Source organism: Halorarius litoreus, from assembly GCF_024362405.1.
Lineage (GTDB): Archaea > Halobacteriota > Halobacteria > Halobacteriales > Haloarculaceae > Halorarius > Halorarius litoreus.
Window position 1 is genome coordinate 1,906,330 of sequence record NZ_CP101454.1, and the last position, 20,428, is coordinate 1,926,757.

23 protein-coding genes are annotated in these 20,428 nt (G+C 69.0%); 10 read left to right on the forward strand and 13 right to left on the reverse strand.

Features of this window, described 5'->3' with window-relative positions; genetic code table 11:
• Positions 1-61: 61 nt before the first annotated feature.
• Together NL126_RS09760 and NL126_RS09765 are read right to left on the reverse strand one after the other, a co-directional pair.
• Positions 62-208 (reverse strand): DUF7560 family zinc ribbon protein, encoded by a 147-nt coding sequence (locus tag NL126_RS09760; RefSeq protein ID WP_255198728.1) that lies wholly within the window; start codon positions 206-208, stop codon positions 62-64.
• A gap of 91 nt (positions 209-299) precedes the next feature.
• Positions 300-677 carry a winged helix-turn-helix domain-containing protein gene (locus NL126_RS09765; protein WP_255198729.1) on the reverse strand — a complete coding sequence of 126 codons (378 nt, stop codon included), beginning with the start codon at positions 675-677 and terminating at the stop codon, positions 300-302.
• A 145-nt stretch (positions 678-822) separates the two neighbouring features.
• On the opposite strand from NL126_RS09765, the gene NL126_RS09770 reads away from it, so the two are divergent.
• On the forward strand, positions 823-1,362 hold the full coding sequence (locus NL126_RS09770) for a GNAT family N-acetyltransferase (protein ID WP_255198730.1): 540 nt from the start codon (positions 823-825) through the stop codon (positions 1,360-1,362).
• A 3-nt stretch (positions 1,363-1,365) separates the two neighbouring features.
• Here the strand turns inward: NL126_RS09770 and NL126_RS09775 are convergent, their stop codons facing one another.
• From NL126_RS09775 to NL126_RS09785, 3 genes are all read right to left on the reverse strand, one after another.
• On the reverse strand, positions 1,366-1,662 hold the full coding sequence (locus tag NL126_RS09775) for a hypothetical protein (RefSeq protein WP_255198731.1): 297 nt from the start codon (positions 1,660-1,662) through the stop codon (positions 1,366-1,368).
• Positions 1,663-1,720: 58 nt separating this feature from the next.
• The gene (gene ppk1 / locus NL126_RS09780) at positions 1,721-4,183 is read right to left on the reverse strand and encodes a polyphosphate kinase 1 (RefSeq protein WP_255198732.1); all 2,463 of its coding nucleotides are present in this window, start codon (positions 4,181-4,183) and stop codon (positions 1,721-1,723) included.
• A 180-nt stretch (positions 4,184-4,363) separates the two neighbouring features.
• On the reverse strand, positions 4,364-4,666 hold the full coding sequence (locus NL126_RS09785) for a putative quinol monooxygenase (RefSeq protein WP_255198733.1): 303 nt from the start codon (positions 4,664-4,666) through the stop codon (positions 4,364-4,366).
• 94 nt (positions 4,667-4,760) lie between these two features.
• On the opposite strand from NL126_RS09785, the gene NL126_RS09790 reads away from it, so the two are divergent.
• Positions 4,761-6,131 carry a heme-copper oxidase family protein gene (locus tag NL126_RS09790; RefSeq protein ID WP_255198734.1) on the forward strand — a complete coding sequence of 457 codons (1,371 nt, stop codon included), beginning with the start codon at positions 4,761-4,763 and terminating at the stop codon, positions 6,129-6,131.
• Here NL126_RS09790 and NL126_RS09795 read toward each other — a convergent pair.
• Both NL126_RS09795 and NL126_RS09800 read right to left on the reverse strand, forming a co-directional pair.
• Positions 6,128-6,700: a DUF7998 family protein gene (locus NL126_RS09795; protein ID WP_255198735.1), complete on the reverse strand. Its 573-nt coding sequence runs from the start codon at positions 6,698-6,700 to the stop codon at positions 6,128-6,130. The two genes, NL126_RS09790 and NL126_RS09795, sit on opposite strands and share 4 nt — an antisense overlap.
• A 65-nt stretch (positions 6,701-6,765) precedes the next feature.
• Positions 6,766-7,182, reverse strand: a complete 417-nt coding sequence (locus NL126_RS09800) for an SRPBCC family protein (RefSeq protein WP_255198736.1) — start codon at positions 7,180-7,182, stop codon at positions 6,766-6,768.
• 194 nt (positions 7,183-7,376) lie between these two features.
• On the opposite strand from NL126_RS09800, the gene NL126_RS09805 reads away from it, so the two are divergent.
• Together NL126_RS09805 and NL126_RS09810 are read left to right on the forward strand one after the other, a co-directional pair.
• Positions 7,377-7,664 carry an Htur_1727 family rSAM-partnered candidate RiPP gene (locus NL126_RS09805; RefSeq protein WP_255198737.1) on the forward strand — a complete coding sequence of 96 codons (288 nt, stop codon included), beginning with the start codon at positions 7,377-7,379 and terminating at the stop codon, positions 7,662-7,664.
• Entirely contained in the window at positions 7,661-8,890 is a 1,230-nt protein-coding gene (locus tag NL126_RS09810; RefSeq protein ID WP_255198738.1) for a TIGR04347 family pseudo-SAM/SPASM protein, read from the forward strand. Before NL126_RS09805 ends, NL126_RS09810 begins: the two co-directional genes overlap by 4 nt.
• A gap of 7 nt (positions 8,891-8,897) precedes the next feature.
• On the opposite strand, the gene NL126_RS09815 is transcribed toward NL126_RS09810, so the two are convergent.
• The 5 genes from NL126_RS09815 to NL126_RS09835 all read right to left on the reverse strand — a co-directional run bounded on the left by NL126_RS09815 (position 8,898) and on the right by NL126_RS09835 (position 11,194).
• On the reverse strand, positions 8,898-9,191 hold the full coding sequence (locus NL126_RS09815; protein WP_255198739.1) for a hypothetical protein: 294 nt from the start codon (positions 9,189-9,191) through the stop codon (positions 8,898-8,900).
• Between the two features lie 5 nt (positions 9,192-9,196).
• Positions 9,197-10,285, reverse strand: coding sequence for a radical SAM/SPASM domain-containing protein (locus NL126_RS09820; RefSeq protein WP_255198740.1), 1,089 nt, complete (start codon positions 10,283-10,285; stop codon positions 9,197-9,199).
• A complete protein-coding gene (locus tag NL126_RS09825) occupies positions 10,282-10,575 on the reverse strand; it encodes a hypothetical protein (RefSeq protein WP_255198741.1) in 294 nt (97 codons plus the stop codon). Before NL126_RS09825 ends, NL126_RS09820 begins: the two co-directional genes overlap by 4 nt.
• A gap of 66 nt (positions 10,576-10,641) precedes the next feature.
• Positions 10,642-10,932, reverse strand: a complete 291-nt coding sequence (locus NL126_RS09830) for a DUF2249 domain-containing protein (protein ID WP_434084163.1) — start codon at positions 10,930-10,932, stop codon at positions 10,642-10,644.
• Between the two features lie 28 nt (positions 10,933-10,960).
• Positions 10,961-11,194, reverse strand: a complete 234-nt coding sequence (locus NL126_RS09835) for a DUF2249 domain-containing protein (protein ID WP_255198743.1) — start codon at positions 11,192-11,194, stop codon at positions 10,961-10,963.
• 113 nt (positions 11,195-11,307) lie between these two features.
• Here NL126_RS09835 and NL126_RS09840 point away from each other — a divergent pair, with 113 nt between their 5' ends.
• The 3 genes from NL126_RS09840 to NL126_RS09850 all read left to right on the forward strand — a co-directional run bounded on the left by NL126_RS09840 (position 11,308) and on the right by NL126_RS09850 (position 13,932).
• The gene (locus tag NL126_RS09840) at positions 11,308-11,934 is read left to right on the forward strand and encodes a helix-turn-helix domain-containing protein (RefSeq protein WP_255198744.1); all 627 of its coding nucleotides are present in this window, start codon (positions 11,308-11,310) and stop codon (positions 11,932-11,934) included.
• 56 nt (positions 11,935-11,990) lie between these two features.
• Entirely contained in the window at positions 11,991-13,085 is a 1,095-nt protein-coding gene (locus NL126_RS09845) for a S1C family serine protease (RefSeq protein ID WP_255198745.1), read from the forward strand.
• Positions 13,086-13,476: 391 nt separating this feature from the next.
• On the forward strand, positions 13,477-13,932 hold the full coding sequence (locus NL126_RS09850) for a ferritin-like domain-containing protein (RefSeq protein WP_255198746.1): 456 nt from the start codon (positions 13,477-13,479) through the stop codon (positions 13,930-13,932).
• A gap of 27 nt (positions 13,933-13,959) precedes the next feature.
• Here NL126_RS09850 and NL126_RS09855 read toward each other — a convergent pair whose 3' ends face one another.
• Complete coding sequence (locus NL126_RS09855; protein ID WP_255198747.1) at positions 13,960-16,503, reverse strand: heavy metal translocating P-type ATPase; 2,544 nt, start codon at positions 16,501-16,503, stop codon at positions 13,960-13,962.
• A 298-nt stretch (positions 16,504-16,801) separates the two neighbouring features.
• On the opposite strand from NL126_RS09855, the gene NL126_RS09860 reads away from it, so the two are divergent.
• The 3 genes from NL126_RS09860 to NL126_RS09870 all read left to right on the forward strand — a co-directional run bounded on the left by NL126_RS09860 (position 16,802) and on the right by NL126_RS09870 (position 20,421).
• On the forward strand, positions 16,802-18,064 hold the full coding sequence (locus tag NL126_RS09860) for a multicopper oxidase domain-containing protein (protein WP_255198748.1): 1,263 nt from the start codon (positions 16,802-16,804) through the stop codon (positions 18,062-18,064).
• A gap of 1 nt (position 18,065) precedes the next feature.
• A complete protein-coding gene (locus tag NL126_RS09865) occupies positions 18,066-19,289 on the forward strand; it encodes a ZIP family metal transporter (RefSeq protein ID WP_255198749.1) in 1,224 nt (407 codons plus the stop codon).
• A 229-nt stretch (positions 19,290-19,518) separates the two neighbouring features.
• The gene (locus NL126_RS09870) at positions 19,519-20,421 is read left to right on the forward strand and encodes a diacylglycerol/lipid kinase family protein (protein WP_255198751.1); all 903 of its coding nucleotides are present in this window, start codon (positions 19,519-19,521) and stop codon (positions 20,419-20,421) included.
• Positions 20,422-20,428 lie beyond the last annotated feature (7 nt).

The window sequence follows — 20,428 nt, forward strand, 5'->3', positions numbered from 1 at the left end:
CGATGGTACTGCTGGGGGGTACTTACATCCTCCCACCGCCCCGGTGTCCCCGACTCCGTCTTCAGACGGCGGTGAACGACTCCTCGGCGACGGTGGAGCCACAGACCACACAGCCGTTGTGGATGAGCGCCTCGCGCATCGAGTCGTTCACCGAGAGCGACTCGCCACACTCCGGGCAGACGAACGTGTAGTCCTCGGTGGCGGTCATCGTCGTGCCCCTAGTCGCACAGGGGGTGTATATAACACCCCCCAGTTCATCCTCGTCGACGCCACCCGCGTCCCCGAACTGCCGGCGTCGCTCATCGTCGACCCCGCGGTGCGTCGTCGGTACCGCCGTCGGTGGCGACGAGGTTGGCGACCAGTCCGGTCTCACCCCAGCCGACGACGATGTTGTCACAGGCGCGGCGGTACTGGGCGACGTGGTGACCCGACTGTCGGATGTCGAGCGTCTCGCTGACGAGTCCGGCCTCGGCGAGCAGTTCGAGCTTGCGGTACGTCGTCGACCGCGGGAGGTCGGCCGCCTCGTGGATCTCGGCCGCCGAGAGCGGTTCGTCGCCGACGACGGCGAGGATCTCCCGGCACCGCTCGTCGTCGAGCGCGTCGAGGACGGTCGAGACGTCGGGCTGTGACTGGCTGGCAGGCGACCCGGGGCGCGTGGTCGTCGACTGGAAGCTCATACCTCCGAAGACGGCCCCAGGTGTGACCAGGGCATGCCCCCACTATCCGGGATGGTTTATATACCGGCCGTCGGCTGGCGTCGTACCGTCGCTGTCCGCGGCGAGCCGAGGGGTTTACGCGCTGGTCGTCGAACAGCCGGTGTCGATGTATCAGGGCCACTTTCCGCCGCTGGGCGAGCTCGCGGTCGTGGAGCCGCCGCCCATCACCTTCTTCGACCGCGAGGGCCGGGAGATACGGCTTCGCACCTACGGTTCGGGGCCGGTCGAACCCGAACTCGAAGCCATCGTCGACATGTATCGGACGTTCGACCCGCGGCACCGCGCGTTCGGGCTCCCACCGCTCACCGAAGCCGACGTGCGCGCGTGGCAGGAGGTCATCCTCGAGGGCCACTGCGTGCTCGCGTGGCACGGGGAGCGTGTCGTCGGGCAGGCGGTGCTCGTTGCGGACCGCGAGGGGAACCACGAACTCGCCATCTTTCTCCACCAGGACTACCACGGCGCGGGCATCGGCACCCGGCTGACCGAGGCGCTGTTGAGCTACGGTCGGGAACGGGGCGTCGACCAGGTCTGGCTGGTCGTCGAGGGGACCAACCGTCCCGCAGTGTCGCTCTACCGGGACGTGGGGTTCGCCGTCTCCGACCGGTTCGGCTCGGAAGTCGAGATGTCGCTCGCGATGGCGGCGTAGGTACTACTCGACGGCGGCCGCGAGATGCTGGCGGGCCTCCTCGCGGGTCATCCCGCGCACGCCACAGACGCACGAGAGGAGTTCGGGGTCCGCGAGGTCGTCGACCTGTTCGGTCGACGCACGCACGAGTTCGCCGGCGTCGGCGTCGTAGTCGAACGTCATCCGGTAGCTCACCTGCGCGACCCCCTCGATGGTGTGGTCGGCGTCGGGGTCCGGTTCGGCGATGGCCTCGGCGTGCTCCGCCTGCATCGACTCCTTCCACTCCTGGAGGGTGGCCTCGGGGTCGTGGTCGTCGCTCATGCCGACCCCGAGAACACCGCAGCACAAAAACCGGCCGGCGCGCCCTCGGCTGTCCGACTCAGGCGTACTCGCGTTCGATCCGGGCGGCGGCAGCCTCGGCGGTCTTGAAGTAACGGCGGTCGCCGTCCGGCGTCCGGACGGCCCAGCCGTACTCCTCGCTGTCTGGGACGTACCAGTGGTCGGCGAACCGGTCGAGGGCAGGGGGGGATTCCTCCTCCGGTTCGCCCGTCGCCCGTCCGTCGTCGTCCGTGCTGTCGGTCGCCAGCCGGTCGCTGTCGTCGACGGGTTCGACGAGGAGGTCGCTGTCGTGGTCGTCCTGCACGGGGAGCCCGCGGCCGGCCTCGTGTTCGAGTGCCGCGAGCGTCTGTGCCATCAGGGTCGCCTGCGTGTCGCGTGTCGCCTCCCCCTCGGCGGGCATCACCTGCGTGTACTCGCCGTCGGCGTCCATCACCCAGCGGCGGCGGTTGTCCCCGAGCTGCGTCTCGAGGATGAACCGCAACTGCTCGCGGATGGCGACGTCCTCGACGGGTGTGATGGCCTCGACGCGGTAGTCGAGGTTCCGCGTCATCCAGTCGGCCGACCCGATGTACCACTCGGGGTCGCCCGCGTTCTCGAAGTAGAAGATGCGCGAGTGTTCGAGGAACCGCCCCACGATGGAGTGAACGGTGACGTTCTCGCTGACGCCGTCGAGCCCGGGCCGAAGCCGGCAGATGTCGCGAACGACGAGGTCGATGTCGACGCCGGCCATCGACGCGCGGTAGAGCTCGGCGACGATGTCGGGGTCCTCGAGCCCGTTGATCTTCACGACGATGCGCGCACGCCGTCCCTCGCGGGCGTGTTCGGCCTCGCGGCGGATGTACCGGGTGAACTCCTCGCGCATGGTCACGGGGGCGATGAGCAGCTTGCGGAACTGCTCGTCGAGCGTCGGCCCGGTGAAGAAGTTGAACACCTTCACGAGGTCCTGACCGGTGTCGCGGTCCGCGGTCAGAATCCCGAGGTCGACGTACCCCTTCGCGGTCTCCGAGTGGTAGTTGCCGGTGCCGATGTGCGAGTAGAGCTTCACGCCGTCGTCCTCCTTCCGGACGACGAGCGCGGTCTTCGTGTGCGTCTTGAGGCCGACCGTCCCGTACGCGACGTGGATGCCCTCCTCTTCGAGCTTGCGCACCCACTCGAGGTTGTTCTGCTCGTCGAACCGCGCCTTGAGCTCGACCATCACGGCGACCTGCTTGCCGTTGTCGGCGGCCTCGATGAGGCTCTGGATGACCTTCGAGTCACTCGCCGTCCGGTAGATAGCGGCTTTCACCGCGAGCACGTTCGGGTCGCTGGCGGCCGCGTCGAGGAACCGCTGGACGGTCCCCTCGAACGAGTGGTACGGGTGGTGGACGAGGAGATCGCCCTCGCGGATCTCCTCGAAGATGTCCTCGGATTTCGCGGGTGCCTCGAGCCGGCTGTCGATGTGCCGGAGCCGCGGGTGCGGCTGTGGCGTCCAGCTCGGGAACTGCAGGTCCGGCCGGTCGAGACTCGCCAGCTCGAAGAAGCCCCGGAAGTCCATCGGGCCACGCCGCCGAAACACCTCGCGGTCGCTGATGTCGAGCTGCTCTTTGAGCACGCGCAGCGAGCGGTCGGGCATGTCCTCGGCGACCTCGAGGCGGACGACGGTCGCGAACCGTCGCTGCTCGATGACCTCCTCGATCATGTCGATGAGGTCCTCGGCGACCTCCTCGTTGCGCCGCACCTCGGCGTTGCGGGTGAGGCGGAACTTCGAGACGTCGACGATGTCGACGTTCGGCAACAGCAGGTCGAGGTTCGCCTCGATGACGTCCTCGAGGAGGACGTACGCCTCGTCCTCGTCGCCCTCGGGGTCGAGTTCGACGAGCCGCGGCTGGTTCTGCGGCACCTTCACCCGGGTGAACGTCGGCTTCCCCTCTCCTCCGTTCGTCGACAGCACCGCGAGCGACAGCGAGAGGTTCGAGATGAACGGGAACGGGTGGGCGGGGTCGAACGACAGCGGCGTCAGCGTCGGGAGGATGGACTCCTCGAAGTGGTCACGGAGGTGTGCCTGCCGCTCGGGCGACAGCTCGTCGTAGTCGTAGACGTGGATGCCGGCGTCGGCGAGCGTCGGCCGGAGGTCGGTCGTCCACGACTCGCTCTGCCGGTCGAACAGCGGGCGGGCGGCCTCCAACACGGCCTCCCACTGCTCCTGTGGCGTGCGGCCGTCGGGCGACAGCTCGGTCACGCCGGCCTCGATCTGCTGTTTCAGGCCGCCGACGCGCTTCATGAAGAACTCGTCGGTGTTCTTGGTGACGTACGCCAGGAACCGCAGCCGTTCGAGCGGCGGGTTCCGGTCGTTGAGCCCCTCGCGGAGGACACGCTCCTGGAACGCCAGCTCCGATAGCTCGCGGTTGAGGTAGTACGCGGGGTCGTCGAGGTCGACGTCGTCGGGGAGCGTCTGCGCGGGCGGCACGTCACCGAGCTCCGCACCGCCGTCGGGAACCCAGGGCAACTCGGGTGGTCCACTCATCGGTCGTCGGAGGTGGCGGGGGGTGCGCCCACAGCGGCCGGCTGGTGGTCGTCGTGCATACCTCCAGTAGCGACAGCCGCGGGGAAATAGGTTTTCTCCGCCGTATATGTATCGTGCTGTCCACCACGTTCGATTTCGGAGCAATATATAGACGAACGTCCGGTTCGCTGTCGTGGGCGGTTACATCATCTGCGACTTCTCCGCGCCGTCGAACCGGTGGAGTTCGACCTGCCCACCCGCGAACTCGGGGACCTGGCCCTGGAACGTGAGGAAGTGGTCGCTCTCCATGTGGGCGTTCACCGCGTCGTCGTTCTCGTACTGCTCGAAGATGCGGATGACGTTCTCGTCTTCGAGGTCGGCGGTGACGCGGTAGTCGATGACGCCGTCCTCCTCGCGGGAAGCCTGTGCGAGCGTCGTGGCGGCGTCGACGGCCTGCTCACGGCGCTCGGGGTCGACCGGGATGGTCGCGTTGAGTACGATCATGCGGGCGTCGAGTCTCCGGGCGGGGGTAAAAAGCTTCGTCGCCGGTGAACATGTTCGGTGGGAAAGCCAGGGGGGCGGCGACCGAACGTCGGGTATGGCCGCGATTCCGGGCGAGCTCGATACGGACGGCGGGCCGCCGATGGCGATTCCGCTCCGCCACTTCGTCGTTGGATTCGGGTTCCTGCTCGCGGGCGTGGGCGCCGGACTGCTCGCCACACTCGGCGTCACACCGGGGTTGAGCCGACTGGCGCACGTCCACCTCCTGCTCGCCGGCTGGGTCTGCATCACCATCCTCGGTGCGATGACGCAGTTCGTCCCGGTCTGGTCGGGCGTCGCGCTTCACTCCCGGCGGCTCGCCAACGTCTCCCTCCTGCTCGTGACCGTCGGCATCGCCGGGATGGCCGGCGCGTTCGCCACTACGTCGTTTCACTGGATTCACGGGTTCGGCGGCCTCGCAGTTGTCGGATTCTGGCTGTTCGCGTACAACCTCGGGCGGACGCTCCTGCGGGCGCGCCCCCTCGACGTGACCGAGCGGCACTTCGCATGGGCGCTGGGGTTCTTCGTCGCCGTCACGACCCTCGGGTTCCTGCTCGCGCTCGACTTCACCCTCCCGGTCACTGCTGAACTCGGCGTCACCCGAACGGGGCTGCGGGGTGCGCACGTGACGCTCGCGGTGTTCGGTGCCGTCCTCACGACGGTCGTCGGCGCGCTCTACCAGCTCGCGACGATGTTCACGGGGACGAGTCTCCACGGGCTCGACCGCCCGCTCCAGCGGGTCGAGACCGTGGGCTACCCGGTCGGCGTGCTCGCGCTCGCCGCGGGGCGGCTGGTCGGCGCTCGCTGGCTCGCGCAAGTCGGGGGCCTTCTCGTTGCCGTCGGGCTGCTGGCGGTCGCCGTCGTCCTCGCCCGTCGGCTCCAGGAGACCCAGCACGACTGGACCCCGATGCTCGAACGGTACGCGGTCGTCGCCGCGACGCTTGCCGTGTGGGCGGCGTTCGCGCTCCCGGCGTGGCTGGTCGACCCGCTCTCCCCCGCGGCGCTGTTCGGCGCACCGGGCTCCGTCCACCTGCTGACGCTCGGCGTCGTCGGCTTCGTCGTCGCCGGGACGCTGTACCACGTCGTCCCGTTCGTCGTCTGGGTCCACCGGTACAGCGACCGGCTGGGGTTCGAGCCGGTGCCGATGATCGACGACCTCTACGACGCACGGGTCGCCCGCGCCGACTTCCTCGCGCTGCTCGTCGGAAGCGGGGTGCTGGCGCTCGGAGACGCGGTCGCACTCCCCGTTCCAGTGCTCGCACTCGGTGGGGCGCTCGCGACGCTCGGCGCCGTGCTGTTCGTCGCGAACCTGCTCTACACCGTCCACGACCACGCGCCACAGCCGCTGGCCGTGGTGGTACTCGGGTCGCTGGCAACTCGGGGACAATGGGGCGACCACTCGTCACCTGAGAACGACCGCGCCGACTAGAACGGGCTCCCGAAGCTGCCGCCCGGCGCGTCGTCGCGCTCGGATGGCGAGTTCGGGACGGTCCCCGTCGCCTCGAACTGCTCCTCGAGCGCGACGAGGTCGTCGTTGATGGCTACCACCTCGTTGTGCATCGGTGCCAGCCGGACCCGGACGAGGTCGTAGTCGTGCTGGTCGACCTCGGCGTTCCACGCCCGGAACGAGCCCCTCGTGAGGGTGCCGCTCTGCGGGCAGAACGGCGTCGTCGGCGTGAACTCCGCCCACAGCACGGACGGGTCGTCGGCGTCCTCGGCGTAGCGGTAGCCCGCGTCCGGGTGTCGGGCGTCGCGGTTCAGCTCGGCGAGGTTGTAGCCGAAGGTCACGTCGTAGACGCCCCGCTGTTCGAACAGCTCGTGGGTCACCCGATGGAACGCGAGATGGTCGTCGCCGGTCAGCACGTCGTGGTCCTCGATGAAGGGCCCCGGCTCCGGGAGCCGCTCCGGGTCGTACGTGTCGTCGTCGGGCGTGTCGTCGCCGGACGTGTCGATGCCTGAAGCGTCACTGCTGCCGAACGGTGAGGAGAACCGGGCCATAGTCGTGGTTCGGCCGCCGCCCCCCTATCTCTCGTCCGGAACATGTTCGCCTCGCTCGGCACCGGTCACCCGGCGACCTGCTCCTCGAGGTAGTCGAACTGCCGGTTCAGCTCGTGGCGACGCTGGCGTTTCACGACGGTCGCGTCGAACACCGGCCCGAGATACTGCACGTCCACTTCGAACTCGGTGGTTGCGGTCACCTCGCAGCCGCCGTCACGCTCGTCGACGACGTAGCGCGTCTCCATCTCCGAGAAGATGCCGTCACGCTGGACGTAGGTGAGCGCCGACCCCTCGCGGTCGACGACGTCGAGGGTCAGCTCGATGGTCAGGAAGCCGACCGCGTTCCGGATGTCGATCCGGTCGCCGTCGACGGTCACCTCCGTGAAGCCGGCGGCTTCCATGAACGGTTCGAGGTCGGTCAGCTCGCGCTCGATGGCCGCGGGTGCGGCGTCGAACGCTCGGGTGACGGTGACGGTCTGCATGGATGTGGGTTCGGCGTGTGGGGTGTTGGAGGTGGGGGTGGGTCGCGCAGCGCCGTGCGACCAGGGCAGCCCAGTTGCGCGATAGGTGACCCGTCGCACGACGTGACCGAAACGCTACTCCCGAACGTGTTCGTCTCCCGCGAGGCGAACACCTTCGGGACAACCCCCTTGCTCGACGTGGCGGTACCACCGACATGGTCGAACGAACGAGCCTGACCCGCGTCGACGACCATCCCCGGACCGCCACCGGTCGGGAGTGGGAGGTGTTCGTCCGTGAGAGCGAGTCGGCCCCCCTCCGGTCGGTCGGGAGCGTGACCGCGCCGACCAGCGAGGCCGCTCACGAGCAAGCGTCGGCGCTGTTCGCGTGGTACGCGACCGAGCTGTGGCTCTGCCCTGCCGACGAGGTCGTCCGGTACACCAGCCACGACCTCGCCGCCGCCGCACGCGCGACCGACCACGACGAGACCGCGCTGGGGCAATGATCTCGGTCAGCAAGCTCCTCTGTGATCTCGACGCCGAGGGGGACGGCCTCCGCTACGACGCCGCGGGCGAGTCGTCGAAGCCACAGATTCGCGAACGGCGACAGCGCCATCCGGTCGTCGTCTGGAACCTCACCAAGCAGTGTAACCTCTACTGTGACCACTGCTACGCCGCCGCCGACACCGACTGCGCACCGGGCGAACTCTCCACGTCGGAGGGGAAGCGACTGCTCGACGACCTCGCGGACTACGGCGTCCCGGTCGTGCTGTTCTCGGGGGGCGAGCCGCTGGTTCGCGAGGACCTCACCGAACTCGTCACGTACGCCGCCGACCGGGGAATCAGGCCGGTGCTGTCCACGAACGGCACGCTCCTGACCGACGAACGGGTCGCCCGCCTACGGGACGCGGGGCTGGCGTACGCCGGCGTCTCGGTCGACGGACTCGCCCCCCGAAACGATGCGTTCCGTGGGCAGGAGGGGGCGTTCGACGCCGCCGTTCGCGGCATCGAGACGTGTCTCGACGCCGGTATCAAGACCGGGCTCCGGTACACCATCACCGAGTCGAACCTGCAGGACCTCGACGACGTGGTCGCGCTGCTCCACGACGTGGGCGTCGACCGCTTCTGTTTCTATCACCTCGATTACGGCGGTCGCGGGAACGACATCCGTGACCTCGACCTGACGCCCGCCGAGCGCCGCGAGGCGGTCGAGCGGCTCTGTGACCTCACGCTCCAGTACCACGACGCGGGGCACGACATCGAGACGCTCCTCGTGGGCAACTACGCGGACGCCGGCTTCCTCGTCGAGTATGCGCGCCGGGAGTTCGGCGACGCCCACGCGGCCCGCGTGTACGACTACCTCCGCCGAAACGGCGGCGACCCGACCGGCGAGCGGGTCGCCGACGTCGACTACCAGGGGAACGTCCACCTCACGCAGTTCTGGCAGGGCTACTCGCTGGGGAACGTCCGCGACCGGCCGTTCTCGGCCATCTGGGAGGACGAGTCGAATCCGTTGCTCGCCGCACTCCGCGACCGCGAGGCGCATCTGCAGGGCCGGTGTGCCGACTGTGCCTATCAGGACGTCTGTGCGGGCGGGTCGCGGCTCCGCGCGCTGTCGGTTCACGGCGACCCGTTCGCGCCCGATCCGCAGTGTTACCTGAGCGAGGCGGAGCGGTCGGCCGACCCACCGGTCGCACCCGACTCGACGGTGGACACCGGGCAGGCAGACTGACGTGTTCTCACGCCCCGTCGAGGTCGAACAGGGCGGCGACGTATGCCGCGGCCGCCTCGTCGGCCTCGACGGCCGTGAGCGGCGGGGCGAGCAGCTCGTCGGTCAACGACCGCGACAGCGCCGCGACGACCGCACGCTGTCCGTCCGTCAGTTCGCCGTTCTCGGCGTCGAGCCGGTGGAGCGCCCGCTCGAGTTCGCGCTCGCGGTGGGTCGCGGCCCACTCGCGGAGCCGGGCGGCGACCGTTTCGGGGTCGACTGCACCCGGGTCGTCGACAGGGGAGTCGGGGGCGGTCGCGGGCATCCAACTCACCCGTGGGAGGGGCCGGGCAGCGGCCCCTCGTAGCCGTCCGGTTCGTGGGCACACAGCGGGTCGCTCGCCAGCGCGTCGCCGGTGTGGGCGTACGCCCGCGACCGGCTCCCACCACAGACGTGCCGGAACTCACAGGCCCCGCACTTCCCGCGGAGCGCGTCGGGGTCACGCAGCGCCCGGAACAGCGGGTCCGAGCGGTAGATTTCGACCAGCGACGCCTCGCGGACGTTGCCTGCTGACTCCGGGAGGAACCCCGAGGGGTAGACGTCCCCGACGTGGCTGACGAACGCGAACCCGTCGCCAGCGGTGATGCCGAGTCGGCGGCCGATGCCGTCGCTCGCGGGGGCAGCGTCGGGGTCGCCGTGCCGCTGGAGCGACACGCGGCGGTAGTGGGGCGCTTCGGTCGTCTTGACGCCGAACGGGGCCGTCTCCGAGGCCTCGTCGAGCCACAGCATCACCTGCTCGGCGCGCTCGGGGGTGATGGGGTCGAGCACCCGCCCGCGCCCCACGGGAACGAGGAAGAACACCGACCACAGCACCGCGCCGAGGTCGGCCACGAGGTCGCGGATGGCCGGGAGTGCGTCGACTGTCTCCGCACAGACGGTGGTGTTGATCTGGAGTGGGAGCCCGACGTCGCGGGCCGCGCGAGCCGCTCGAATCGTCTCCTCGAAGCTACCGCGCTCGCCCCGGAACGCGTCGTGGCTCTCGGGTGTCGCACCGTCGAGGCTGAGCGCCAGCCGCCGGAGGCCAGCGTCGGCCAGCCGCTCGATTCGTGGGGCATCGAGCGAGTCGGTGCCGCTCGGCGTCATCGTCATCCGTAACCCCTGCTCGGTGCCGTACCGGACGAGGTGCGTGGTGTCTGGACGTGCGAGCGGGTCGCCGCCCGAGAGGACGACCAGCTGGCCGTCGCCGAACCGTGCGGCCTCGTCGAGCAGGGCCTCCCCCTCGTCGGTGGTCAGTTCGTCGGGATGGCGCGCGGGTGCCGCCTCGGCGCGGCAGTGCTTGCACGCCAGCTCGCAGGCCTGCGTCACCTCCCAGACGAGTACGAACGGTCGCTCGTCGGTGTCGATCTCGCGGGGATTCATCGGGGACTCCGTGGGTTCACGACGACCGTCGAGACGTGCGCCGTCTCGTCTTGCCCCTCGTACTCGACCTCGATGTTGCCGTCGAACTGCCGCAACAGCGGGAGATAGAGGTACTGCCCCGGGTGATCGTGGTCGAGCGGGGTTCGCAGCGTCAGTTCGACCGCGTCGGGGGCGGTTTCGAGCGCGTCGCCGGCCGCCGTGACCGTCTCGGCTGGCGACGCCGCGTGTCGAGGCGTGGTCAGGTCGATGGTTCGACCCCGGACGGCGGGGTCGGGTATCGTCTCGGGCATACGCGGGCGTTCGTCCGCCCACGCCGAAACCATCGTCCCGAACACGTTCGACTCAGAACGGGCTCATCAGTCTCGCCAGATTGCGGTGACCACGCCGTCGTCCGTCTCGACGGTGTCGTGGCGGTAGCCGCGCTCCTCGAGCTTCGGGAAGAGGTGCTGGGGGACGCGGTCGTTCGTCTGGAGGAGGACGACGTCGTCGTCCAGTTCGGCCAGCCGTTCGAGCGACTGCCGCAGCGGCTCCGGCGGGGGGAGGTCGCGGGCGTCGAGTCGCTCGACCGGCCGGTCGGTCGGTGCGTCCGTCTCTGGTATCGGGTCGGTTCGCGACACGGCGTGGCGTTGGGGCGGAGCGACTACCAGCCTACTCCCGAACACCTTCGGTGCGCCGCTACCGCTTCGGGAGCGTGGCGACGAACTCGCCCTCACCACGCTTTTCGACCGCGTAGTTCTCCGCGTCGAACGCCTCCACCTCTGCCTGCATCTCGTAGAACAGGGGCTTCGGGTCGTGGTCGTTCACGAGCGTCAGCGCCTCGCCGCTGTCGAGGTCGGCGAACCGCTCGTGGATGAGCGGGTGGCGGTCCGCGGGCGGCACGTCACGCAGGTCGAGTTCCATCTCGGTCATGCACCCGAGTTTCGGCCCGGCATCGGGGTGAGCGTTGTCCCGAACACGTTCACCTCTGTCGGGACGAACACGTCCGGCAAGCGTTATCGGCTTCCGGTGTGTACCTCGCGCCAGTGCCACGTGCGAAACTCACACTCCGCATCCCCGAGGGAGTGTGGATTGGCGACATCTCGCGGCGCCACCCCGACTCGACGTTCCGTATCCTCTCGGCGCTCCCTGCAGAGGCGGGCGGCGTCGGCCTCGTCGAGGTGGAGAGCGACGGAGTCGAGGCGGTCCTCGCGGCGTTTCGGGCGAACGACGAGGTGACGGAGGCGCACTGCCTCCACCGGGCCGATCGCGAGGCGCTCGTCCAGTTCGAGACCACGAACCCCCTGCTGTTGCTCCCGGTTCAGGGGTCGGGCGTGCCGCTCGAACTCCCGTTCGAGATCCGCGAGGGGAAGGCGCGGTGGACGGTGACCGCGCCCCACGACCGGCTCTCGGCGCTCGGCGACCAGCTGACGGCGTTCGACATCCCGTTCGACGTCGAGGTCGTGAGCGAGGTCACGCCAGCGGAGTCGCTGCTCACCGAGACGCAACGCGACCTGGTCGAGCGAGCCGTCGTGGCGGGCTACTACGACTCACCGCGGACCTGCTCGCTGACCGAGCTGGCCGAGCAGGTCGACGCCGCGAAGTCCACGGTCAGCGAGACGCTCCACCGCGCGGAGGGCGCGGTCATGAAGGCGTACCTCGACCGCGAGTAGGCGCGCGTACAGGGCGCGGGGCGAACCCCCTTGTAGCTCGCTGCCCAACGCGGGGTATGGACCAGTCCACCCGGCGACGATTCCTCCAGCTGTCTGCGAGCGCGGCGGCGGTCGGGCTCGCCGGCTGTTCGAGCGGCTACACCGGGGCCGTCCAGCCGGAGCAGCGCGCCACCGGTGGACAGGCGACCGCCACGGCCACCGAGACGCCCGCCGCCGAGCCGGCCCCCGAGAGCGTCTTCACGCAGGTGTATCGCGAGGTCATCGACTCGGTCGTCCAGATCGAGACCGACGCGGGCCAGGGGACGGCGTTCGTCTTCGACGGGGCGCACGTCGTCACGAACGCCCACGTCGTCGGGCGCGCTGAGACCGCGAGCGTGCGCTTCCGTGACGGGACGTGGGCCGACGGCGAGGTCGTTGGCACCGACGTCTACAGCGACCTCGCGGTCGTCGAGGTCGCGGACAGCCCGGCCGCCGCGACACCACTCCCGCTCCAGCGGGCTGCGCCCGTCGTCGGGCAGGAGGTCGTCGTCATCGGCAACCCGTTCGGGCTCTCGGGGACGCTGACCACGGGCGTCGTGAGCGGGGTCAACCGCTCGATTCCGAGCCCGGCGGGCTTCCGCATCCCCGACGCCGTCCAGACGGACGCGGCCGTCAACCCCGGCAACTCGGGTGGCCCCATCGTCTCGCTCGACGGCGAGGTCGTCGCGGTCATCAACTCGGGGGGTGGTGACAACGTCGCGTTCGGCATCTCGTCGACGCTCACCCGCCGCGTCGTGCCCGCGCTCATCGCCGACGGCGAGTACGACCACTCGTACATCGGCGTCGGCCTGCTGCCCGTCTCGCCGGCGGTCGCCGAGGTCAACGACCTCGACGCAGCGCGCGGCGTCCTCGTCACCGAGGTGTTCGAGGGGACGCCCGCAGCGGGCGTGCTCCAGGGGAGCGACGATTCGGTGCTGCGTGATGGCCGCGAGCTGCCGGTGGGTGGGGACGTGCTCGTCGCCATCGACGACCAGCCAATCCGCACGAGCGAGGACCTCGGCAGCTACCTCGCGCTGGAGACGAGTCCCGGACAGACGGTGACGCTCACGCTGTTGCGTGACGGCGACGAGCGGGCCGTCGACCTGACGCTCGGTGAGCGACCGGCGCCGTAGACGTGGCCGACGGCGGCGAGTCGAGCCCGTCGGCGTCCGTGAGAAACTGCTACTGTAGGCGGTTCAGAGCTGCATCGGAGCGATGTCGCAGGTGTGACCGGTCTCTCCGACGTGGTGTTCGGCTCGACCCTCCGCCCCGACTCGCGAGGGGTGGAAGCCGACTTTGCCGCACGAATCACAGAGGACTTCGTACATGGTACGTTCCGTCCGGTGGGTGGTAACGTACATAATTATTCATGGTGTAATCGGCGAAACGGGCGGCTACTCGCGTGCGACGACTCCGGGTAGTCTCACCGTACAGCCGGACACGTGGGCCGAGTGACCGACAGACGTGACCCTGGTAGCTACCGCCAGTAGGTATAATCGGCTGGGGGACGAACTGTCACTCGTTATGGCAAACGACCGCGTAGTCGAACTCCTGCGGAAGGCGTACGGCGACGAGATGGAGACGGTGATGAACTATCAGACGAACGCCATCGTCCTCGACGGCGTCCGCGCCGAGGAGATCAAGGAGAGCCTCCAGACGGACATCCAGGAGGAACTCGGTCACGCTCAGCAACTGGGCCAGCGGCTCAAACAGCTCGACGCCAAGCCGCCGGGCTCCGCGGAGTTCGAGGCGCGCCAGCACAACCTCCAGCCGCCCGAGGACTCGACGGACGTGCTCTCGGTCATCGATGGCGTCCTCGAAGCCGAGGAGGACGCCATCCAGACGTACCGCGACCTCATCGCAGCGGCCGAGGCGGCCGACGACCCCGTCACCGAGGACCTCGCGGTGACGCTCCTCGCCGACGAGGAGGCCCACCGTACCGAGTTCCGCGGCTTCCGGAAGGAGTACAAACGCGACTGAACCACGCGCCCAGTTTTCCGTTCGGCGCTATCCTGCCGGTTCGTCGGGTGACTCACCGCCGTCGCCGAGTGGCTCCGCCTCGATAGCCGAGAGCCGCATCGCGTTGCCCGTCACGGCGGTCGTCATCCCGGCGTCCCCGACGAGGACGGCCGCCCAGATGGGGACGAGCCCGAGCGGGACGCCGAGCGCGAGCAGCGCCTTCGCGCCGAGGCTCACCCAGATGTTCTGCCGGATGACGCCGTTCGCCCGCGTGGAAAGCTCGTAGAGGTACGGGAGCTTCGAGAGGTCGTCGCTCAACAGGGCGATGTCGGCCGTCTCGATGGCCGTGTCGGTCCCCGCGGCGCCCATCGCGATGCCCACGTCGGCGGTGGCGAGCGCGGGCGCGTCGTTGATGCCGTCGCCGACCATCGCCACCCGGTGGTCGGCGACGAGCTGCTGCATCACGTCGGTCTTCTCCTCGGGTAACAGCTCGGCGTGGACCTCGTCGATGCCCACCTGGTCGGCGACCGCGCGGGCCGTCCGTCGGTTGTCGCCGGTCAGCATCACCGTCTTCTCGATGCCGAGTTCTTTCAGCCGCGCCACAGCCGCGCGCGCCTCGGGGCGGACCTCGTCGGCGACCGCGATGACGCCCTCCAGCTCGTCCTCGGTCCCGACCAGCACGACGGTCTTCCCCTCGGCCTGCAGCGCGGGCACGGTCTTCTCCAGGAGGTCGAGACAGTTGTGGCGCTCACAGAGCTGTTGGCTCGTCCGGGTGACGACGCCGCCGTCGGTGGCGGCGTGGACGTGCGAGAGGTCGAACCCCAGGTCCTCGAACAGTCCCGGCTTGCCCGCGTAGTGCTTGTCGCCGCCGAGCTCCGCCTCGACGCCCTTCCCCGTGATGGACGCGAAGTTCTCGACGGGCGCGTGGTCGACCCCGCGGTCGTCGGCCTCCGTCACGATGGCCTCGCCGATGGGGTGTTCCGAGCGGGTTTCGAGCCCGCGAGCGCACGCCAGCACGTCGGCTTCGGTGTTCTCGCCCAGCGGGACGACGTCGGTGACGACGAGTTCGCCCTTCGTGAGCGTCCCCGTCTTGTCGAACGCGACGACGTCGACCTCGCCCATCGCTTCGAGGTGCGAGCCGCCCTTCACGAGCACGCCGTTCTTCGCGGCGCTGGTGATGCCCGACACCACCGTCACGGGCGTCGAGATGACGAACGCACAGGGACACGCCAGCACGAGGAGCGTGAGCCCGTAGACGACGTAGGTGGTGAGCGGCGCGCCGAAGAGGAGTGGCGGCACCACGGCCACGAGGACGGCGAACCCCACGACGATGGGGGTGTAGTAGCCCGCGAACCGCTCGACGAACTGTTCGCGCTCGGTCTCGTCGGCTTGCGCCGCCTCGACGAGTTCCGTGACGCGCGAGAGCGTGTCGTCGCCAGCTTTCGCCGTCACCTGCACCTCTAAATATCCTTCCTCGTTGATGGTGCCGGCGTACACCGTGTCGCCCGTCGTCTTGTCGACGGGGACCGACTCGCCCGTGACGGGCGCCTGGTTCACCGCGCTCGACCCGTTGACGACCTCGCCGTCGAGCGGCACCTTCGTCCCCGGCTGGACGACGACCACCTCACCGACCTGCACGTCCTCGACCGGGACGGTCACCTCCTCACCGTCCCTACGAACGACGGCTTCGTCGGGCGAGAGGTCCATCAGCTCGCGCAGGGAGTCGCGGGCACGGTCCATCGAGTAGCGCTCCAGCAGCTCGGCGACCGAGAACAGGAACGCGAGCGTCGCGGCCTCGAAGTAGAGCCGCTCGCCGAAGCCGACGCTGACGAGCAGCGCGCCGAGGATGGCGATGCTCATCAGCAGGTCGATGTCGAGGTTGCGGTTCCGCGCCGAGTAGTAGCCGTTCCGGAGGATGGCCTGGCCGCCGACGGCGACGGCGGCGACGAACAGCAGGTCCGCGACGAACACGTCGGCGCCCGCGAGCGTGAGCGTCGGGCCGTCGAACAGCGCCCCGCCGAACAGGAAGCCCAGCGAGAGCCCGGCGGCGACGAACACGCCGCTCACCCACGTCTTGATGGCGCGCGGACTGGTCCAGACCGACTCGCGCTCGGCCGGTCCGCCGTCGGATTCGCGGTCGGTCACGGGGTAACCGGCGTCCTCGACGGCCGCGACGATGCGCTCGGCGTCGACGTGCTCGGGGTCGAACTCGACGACCACCGTCCCCGCGGTCGGGCGGGTGTCGAATTCGACGACGCCGTCGAGGCTCGCGAGGGCGTTTTCGACCTTGCCGGCACAGGAGGCGCAGTCCATCTCGGGCACCGAGAGCGTGAGCGTCGTCAGGTCGTCGAGCACCTCGTAGCCGGCGGCCTCGACCCGCTCGGCGATGGCCGCGCGGTCCGTCACGTCGGGGTCGTACGTCACCGTCAATACGCCGGTCGTCGGCTGCGGGTCGACCGTCAGCACGCCGGGCAGTTTCGCGACGCTGGTCTCGACCTTGCCGGCACAGGAGGCACAGTCCATCTCGGGCACCGAGAGTCGGAGCTGTTCACCACCGTCGGGCGGGTCGTCGGGCCGCGTCTCGTCGCTCATTGTGTGAACGGACGGGCTCCCCGTGTATTAACCCGGCTGCTACAAAATGGGGGTAGGAACATATTTATTAACAATTTAGAGGAAGTATTTTGTTAACTTGTGGGCGGTCGAGACGTCGAGCAAGCGCCTCGTCGCGCGGTTTCGCACGAGGTCATGGTTGGTCGCGGCTCGCGCACGAACAGCTAGCAAACTTTTAGTTTAGACGCGTCTCATCTTCGGTATGGATATCTCAACAACGGCGGGTGGCAGACGCGCCACCACGTCCGTTCACGTCGCGATCGCGGCGGGTGAGGCCTGAATGCCTTCCCTTGACTACGGGCGGGCGGGCGCACTCACGCGCCAGCTTGAGAACCGACTCACTGAGAAGATCAGCGGGGACGTCGGCGTCAGTCGCCGGAGCGTCCTCGGGGGCATCGCGCTCGCCGGGAGCGCGGGACTCGCCGGCCTTGGGGCAGCCGACGACGGTGACCACGACCACGAGGGGCACAGCACGCACGGCAACTTCGGGGCGAAAGGCGAGTACGCCGACCTCGATTTCGACCCGCACGAGTACCTGCGGACGTTCAACACCGGCCGCGGCGAACAGGACAACGTCACGCAGGCCGTCTACGAGGAGAACGGCCGGACGGTCCGCGAGTTCGAACTCATCGCCGTCGACACCACCGTCACCATCGCGCCGGGCATCGAGTTCCCAGCGTGGGCGTACAACGGGCAGGTGCCCGGGCCGACGCTCCGGGCCGTGGAGGGCGACCTCATCCGTGTCAAATTCACGAACGCGGGCCGGCACGCCCACACCATCCATCCGCACCTCCGGAACCTCAACCCACGGATGGACGGCATCCCGCAGAACGGCCCCGGTGTCCTCGACACCGGCGAGTCGTTCACCTACGAGTGGATTGCACAGCCTGCGGGCACCCACTTCTACCACTGTCACTCCCTCCCGCTGAAGGAACACATCCACCGGGGGCTCTACGGCTCCATCATCGTCGACCCCGACCCCGAACGGGTCGAGGAGCGTCCCGAGGAGTACTGCGATTTCCACGCCTCGCAGATCACCCCAGAACTCCGCGCGGACCTCGTCGCCGAAGCGAAGACGCGCAACCACGAGTACGACGAGAACGACGCGTACGACGAGATGATCATCATCATGAACAGCTTCGACACCAACTTCGATGGCGGCAACGAGGTCTACGCGGCGAACACCCGCGCGTTCGCCTACGGTGTCGGCGAGACCGACGGCAAGGGTAACTGGAAGGCGGGTGAGACCAAGCGGCCCATCCAGATCGACCGGAACACGCCGGTCAGAGTCCACCTCGTCAACGCGACCGAGTTCGACCTCATCAACTCGTTTCACACCCACTCGCAGTTCTTCGACTACTACGACCACGGCACCACGTTACTCCCGACACAGAACACCGTCGACACAGTTATGCAATGTCAAGCACAGCGCGGCATCATCGAGTTGGACTACTCGAACCACGACCCGGGACTGTACATGTTCCACGCCCACCAGTCGGAGTTCGCTGAACTCGGCTGGATGAGCTTCTTCGAGGTGGTCTGAGATGGCGAAAACTGACGGCGGCGCGGTCGTCGACCGGACGCCCTTCGGGCTCCCGTCGTGGCTCGCGGCCATCCTCCCCGTCCTCATCCTCGGGGTCATCGTCGGCGCGTTCTTCCTCTCCTCGCCGTTCGCGGCGCTGGACTCGGGTGGCGCACCGCTCCCCGACGTGACCGTCTCGCACACGACGCTCCCCGGCGAGGAGACGGTCGTGTTGCACGTCACGAACAACGGGCCCGCCGAGGTGACCATCGAGCAGGTGCTCGTCAACGAGGCGTACTGGGACTTCGCGGTCGAGGGATCCGGTGGTGATGCCACGCTCGCGCCGCGCGAGAGCGCCCGCGTCGTGGTTCCGTACCACTGGAACCCCGGCTGGGACATCGAGGTGGCGCTCATCCTCGGTGACGGCGCGACCGTCCACCACACCATCGTCGCGCCCGCGCAGTCGCCCGGTCTGACGGCGGACGTGCTCGTCACGCTCGCCGTCGTCGGCATCTTCGTCGGCGTCATCCCCATCGTCATCGGGATGCTCTGGTTCCCGTTCATGCAGGCGATGTCCGACCGCTGGCTCCACGCCGTGTTGGCGTTTTCCGCCGGGATTCTCGGCTTCCTCGCGGTCGACGCGGGTATCGAGGCCGTGGAACTCGCCGACGCGATTCCGGGCGCGTTCGACGGGCTCGCGCTCGTCTTCCTCGGCGTCGTCGGCTCGCTACTCGCGGTGCAGTCGGTGAGCGCGTGGCGCGAGGGCCGCGCGAAGGCTGGCGACGCCCGCGCCCAGAGCGGGCTGTGGGTCGCCTACCTCGTCGCCATCGGCATCGGGCTCCACAACCTCGCGGAGGGGCTCGCCATCGGCTCGTCGTTCGCACTCGGACGGGTGTCGCTCGGCGCGTTCCTCGTCATCGGGTTCATGCTCCACAACGTCACGGAGGGGCCGGCCGTCGTCGCGCCGGTCGCCCGCGGTGAGCGTCCCGCGCTCTACCACTTCGCGGCCATCGGCGCCATCGCCGGGCTCCCCGTGATTCTCGGTGGCTGGCTCGGCTCGCTGGCGTTCACGCCCACCCTCGGCGCGTTCTTCCTCGCCATCGGCGTCGGCGCCATCCTGCAGGTCGTGTGGGAACTCAGGGGACTGGTCGCCCGCGAGGGCCGCGTCGGCACCGCGACGAACCTGCTCGCGTTCCTCGTCGGCCTCGTCGTGATGTACGCGACCGACCTGTTCGTCGCGGTGTAGGCGACGACCTACTCGTCGAACTGGAGGGCCGTGACGTCGGGAAGGTCGTCGGGCGTCGCGAGTTCGGGCGGCACGTCCCCCCAGTTGACCGCGTCCACTATCGCGGCGAGTCTGACCATATCGGCCGTTGGCCGACGCCTCCCGTAAGTCTATCCGGGGTAGTGCTCCCGAGTGCTCAATACCGCTCCCGAACCGGACTGATAAGTGTGGGGCCGTCCGACGACCCCCTATGCAGGTCGGGTCGCGAACGCTCATCATGAACCCCGCCAGCGGAACGGGCGACCACGCGGAGTACGTCGCCCAGAAGGCTCGCGGAAAGGGGTTCGCCGTCTGGGAGACCCACGCCGCGGGCGACGGCGTCGAACTCGGACGCAGAGCCGCACGCGAGGGCGTCTCCGAGGTCGCGGTCGCGGGCGGCGACGGCACTATCAACGAGGTGCTCCGCGGGCTGGTCGCGGGCGACCACCTCGAGAACGTCACGCTCTCGGTCATCCCCTGCGGGACGGCGAACCTGCTCGCCAACAACATCGGCGTTCGTGACATCGACCACGGCCTCGCCCTCACCGACCGCGGCCCCGTCCGCGAGATCGACATCGGGATGGCCGACGGCCAGCCGTTCGTCGTCTCCGTCATCGCCGGGCTCCCCGCGAACGCCTCGACCGCGGCGTCGGGCGCGCTGAAGGAACGGTTCGGCACGCTCGCGTTCGTCATCACCGGGATTCAGGAGGCGATGGAGTTCGAGGGGCTCAACCTCTCGGTCGAGGCGGAGGGGGACGCCGGCGAGGTGTTCTGGGAGGGCGACGCCTTCACCGTCCTCGTCGGCAACGCCCGGAAGTTCATCCATGGTGGGGGACAGGCGAACATGGAAGACGGCCTGTTCGACGTGGCCGTCGTCGAGCAGATGCCACCCGCGGGGCTCGTCACGGAGGCCGTCACCGACCGACTGCTGGGGGAGAACAGCGAGAGCGTCACCCACTTCCGGGCCAGCGAGGTTCGCATCCGGGAGACGAGCGACCAGCCCATCACCTTCTCGCTCGACGGCGAGCTCGCGGAACACGAGGACCTCACGCTGGTCGCCCACAGGCGGGCACTCGACATTCGGGTGGGTGACGCGTACGACCCCGACCCCTGACCGGGGC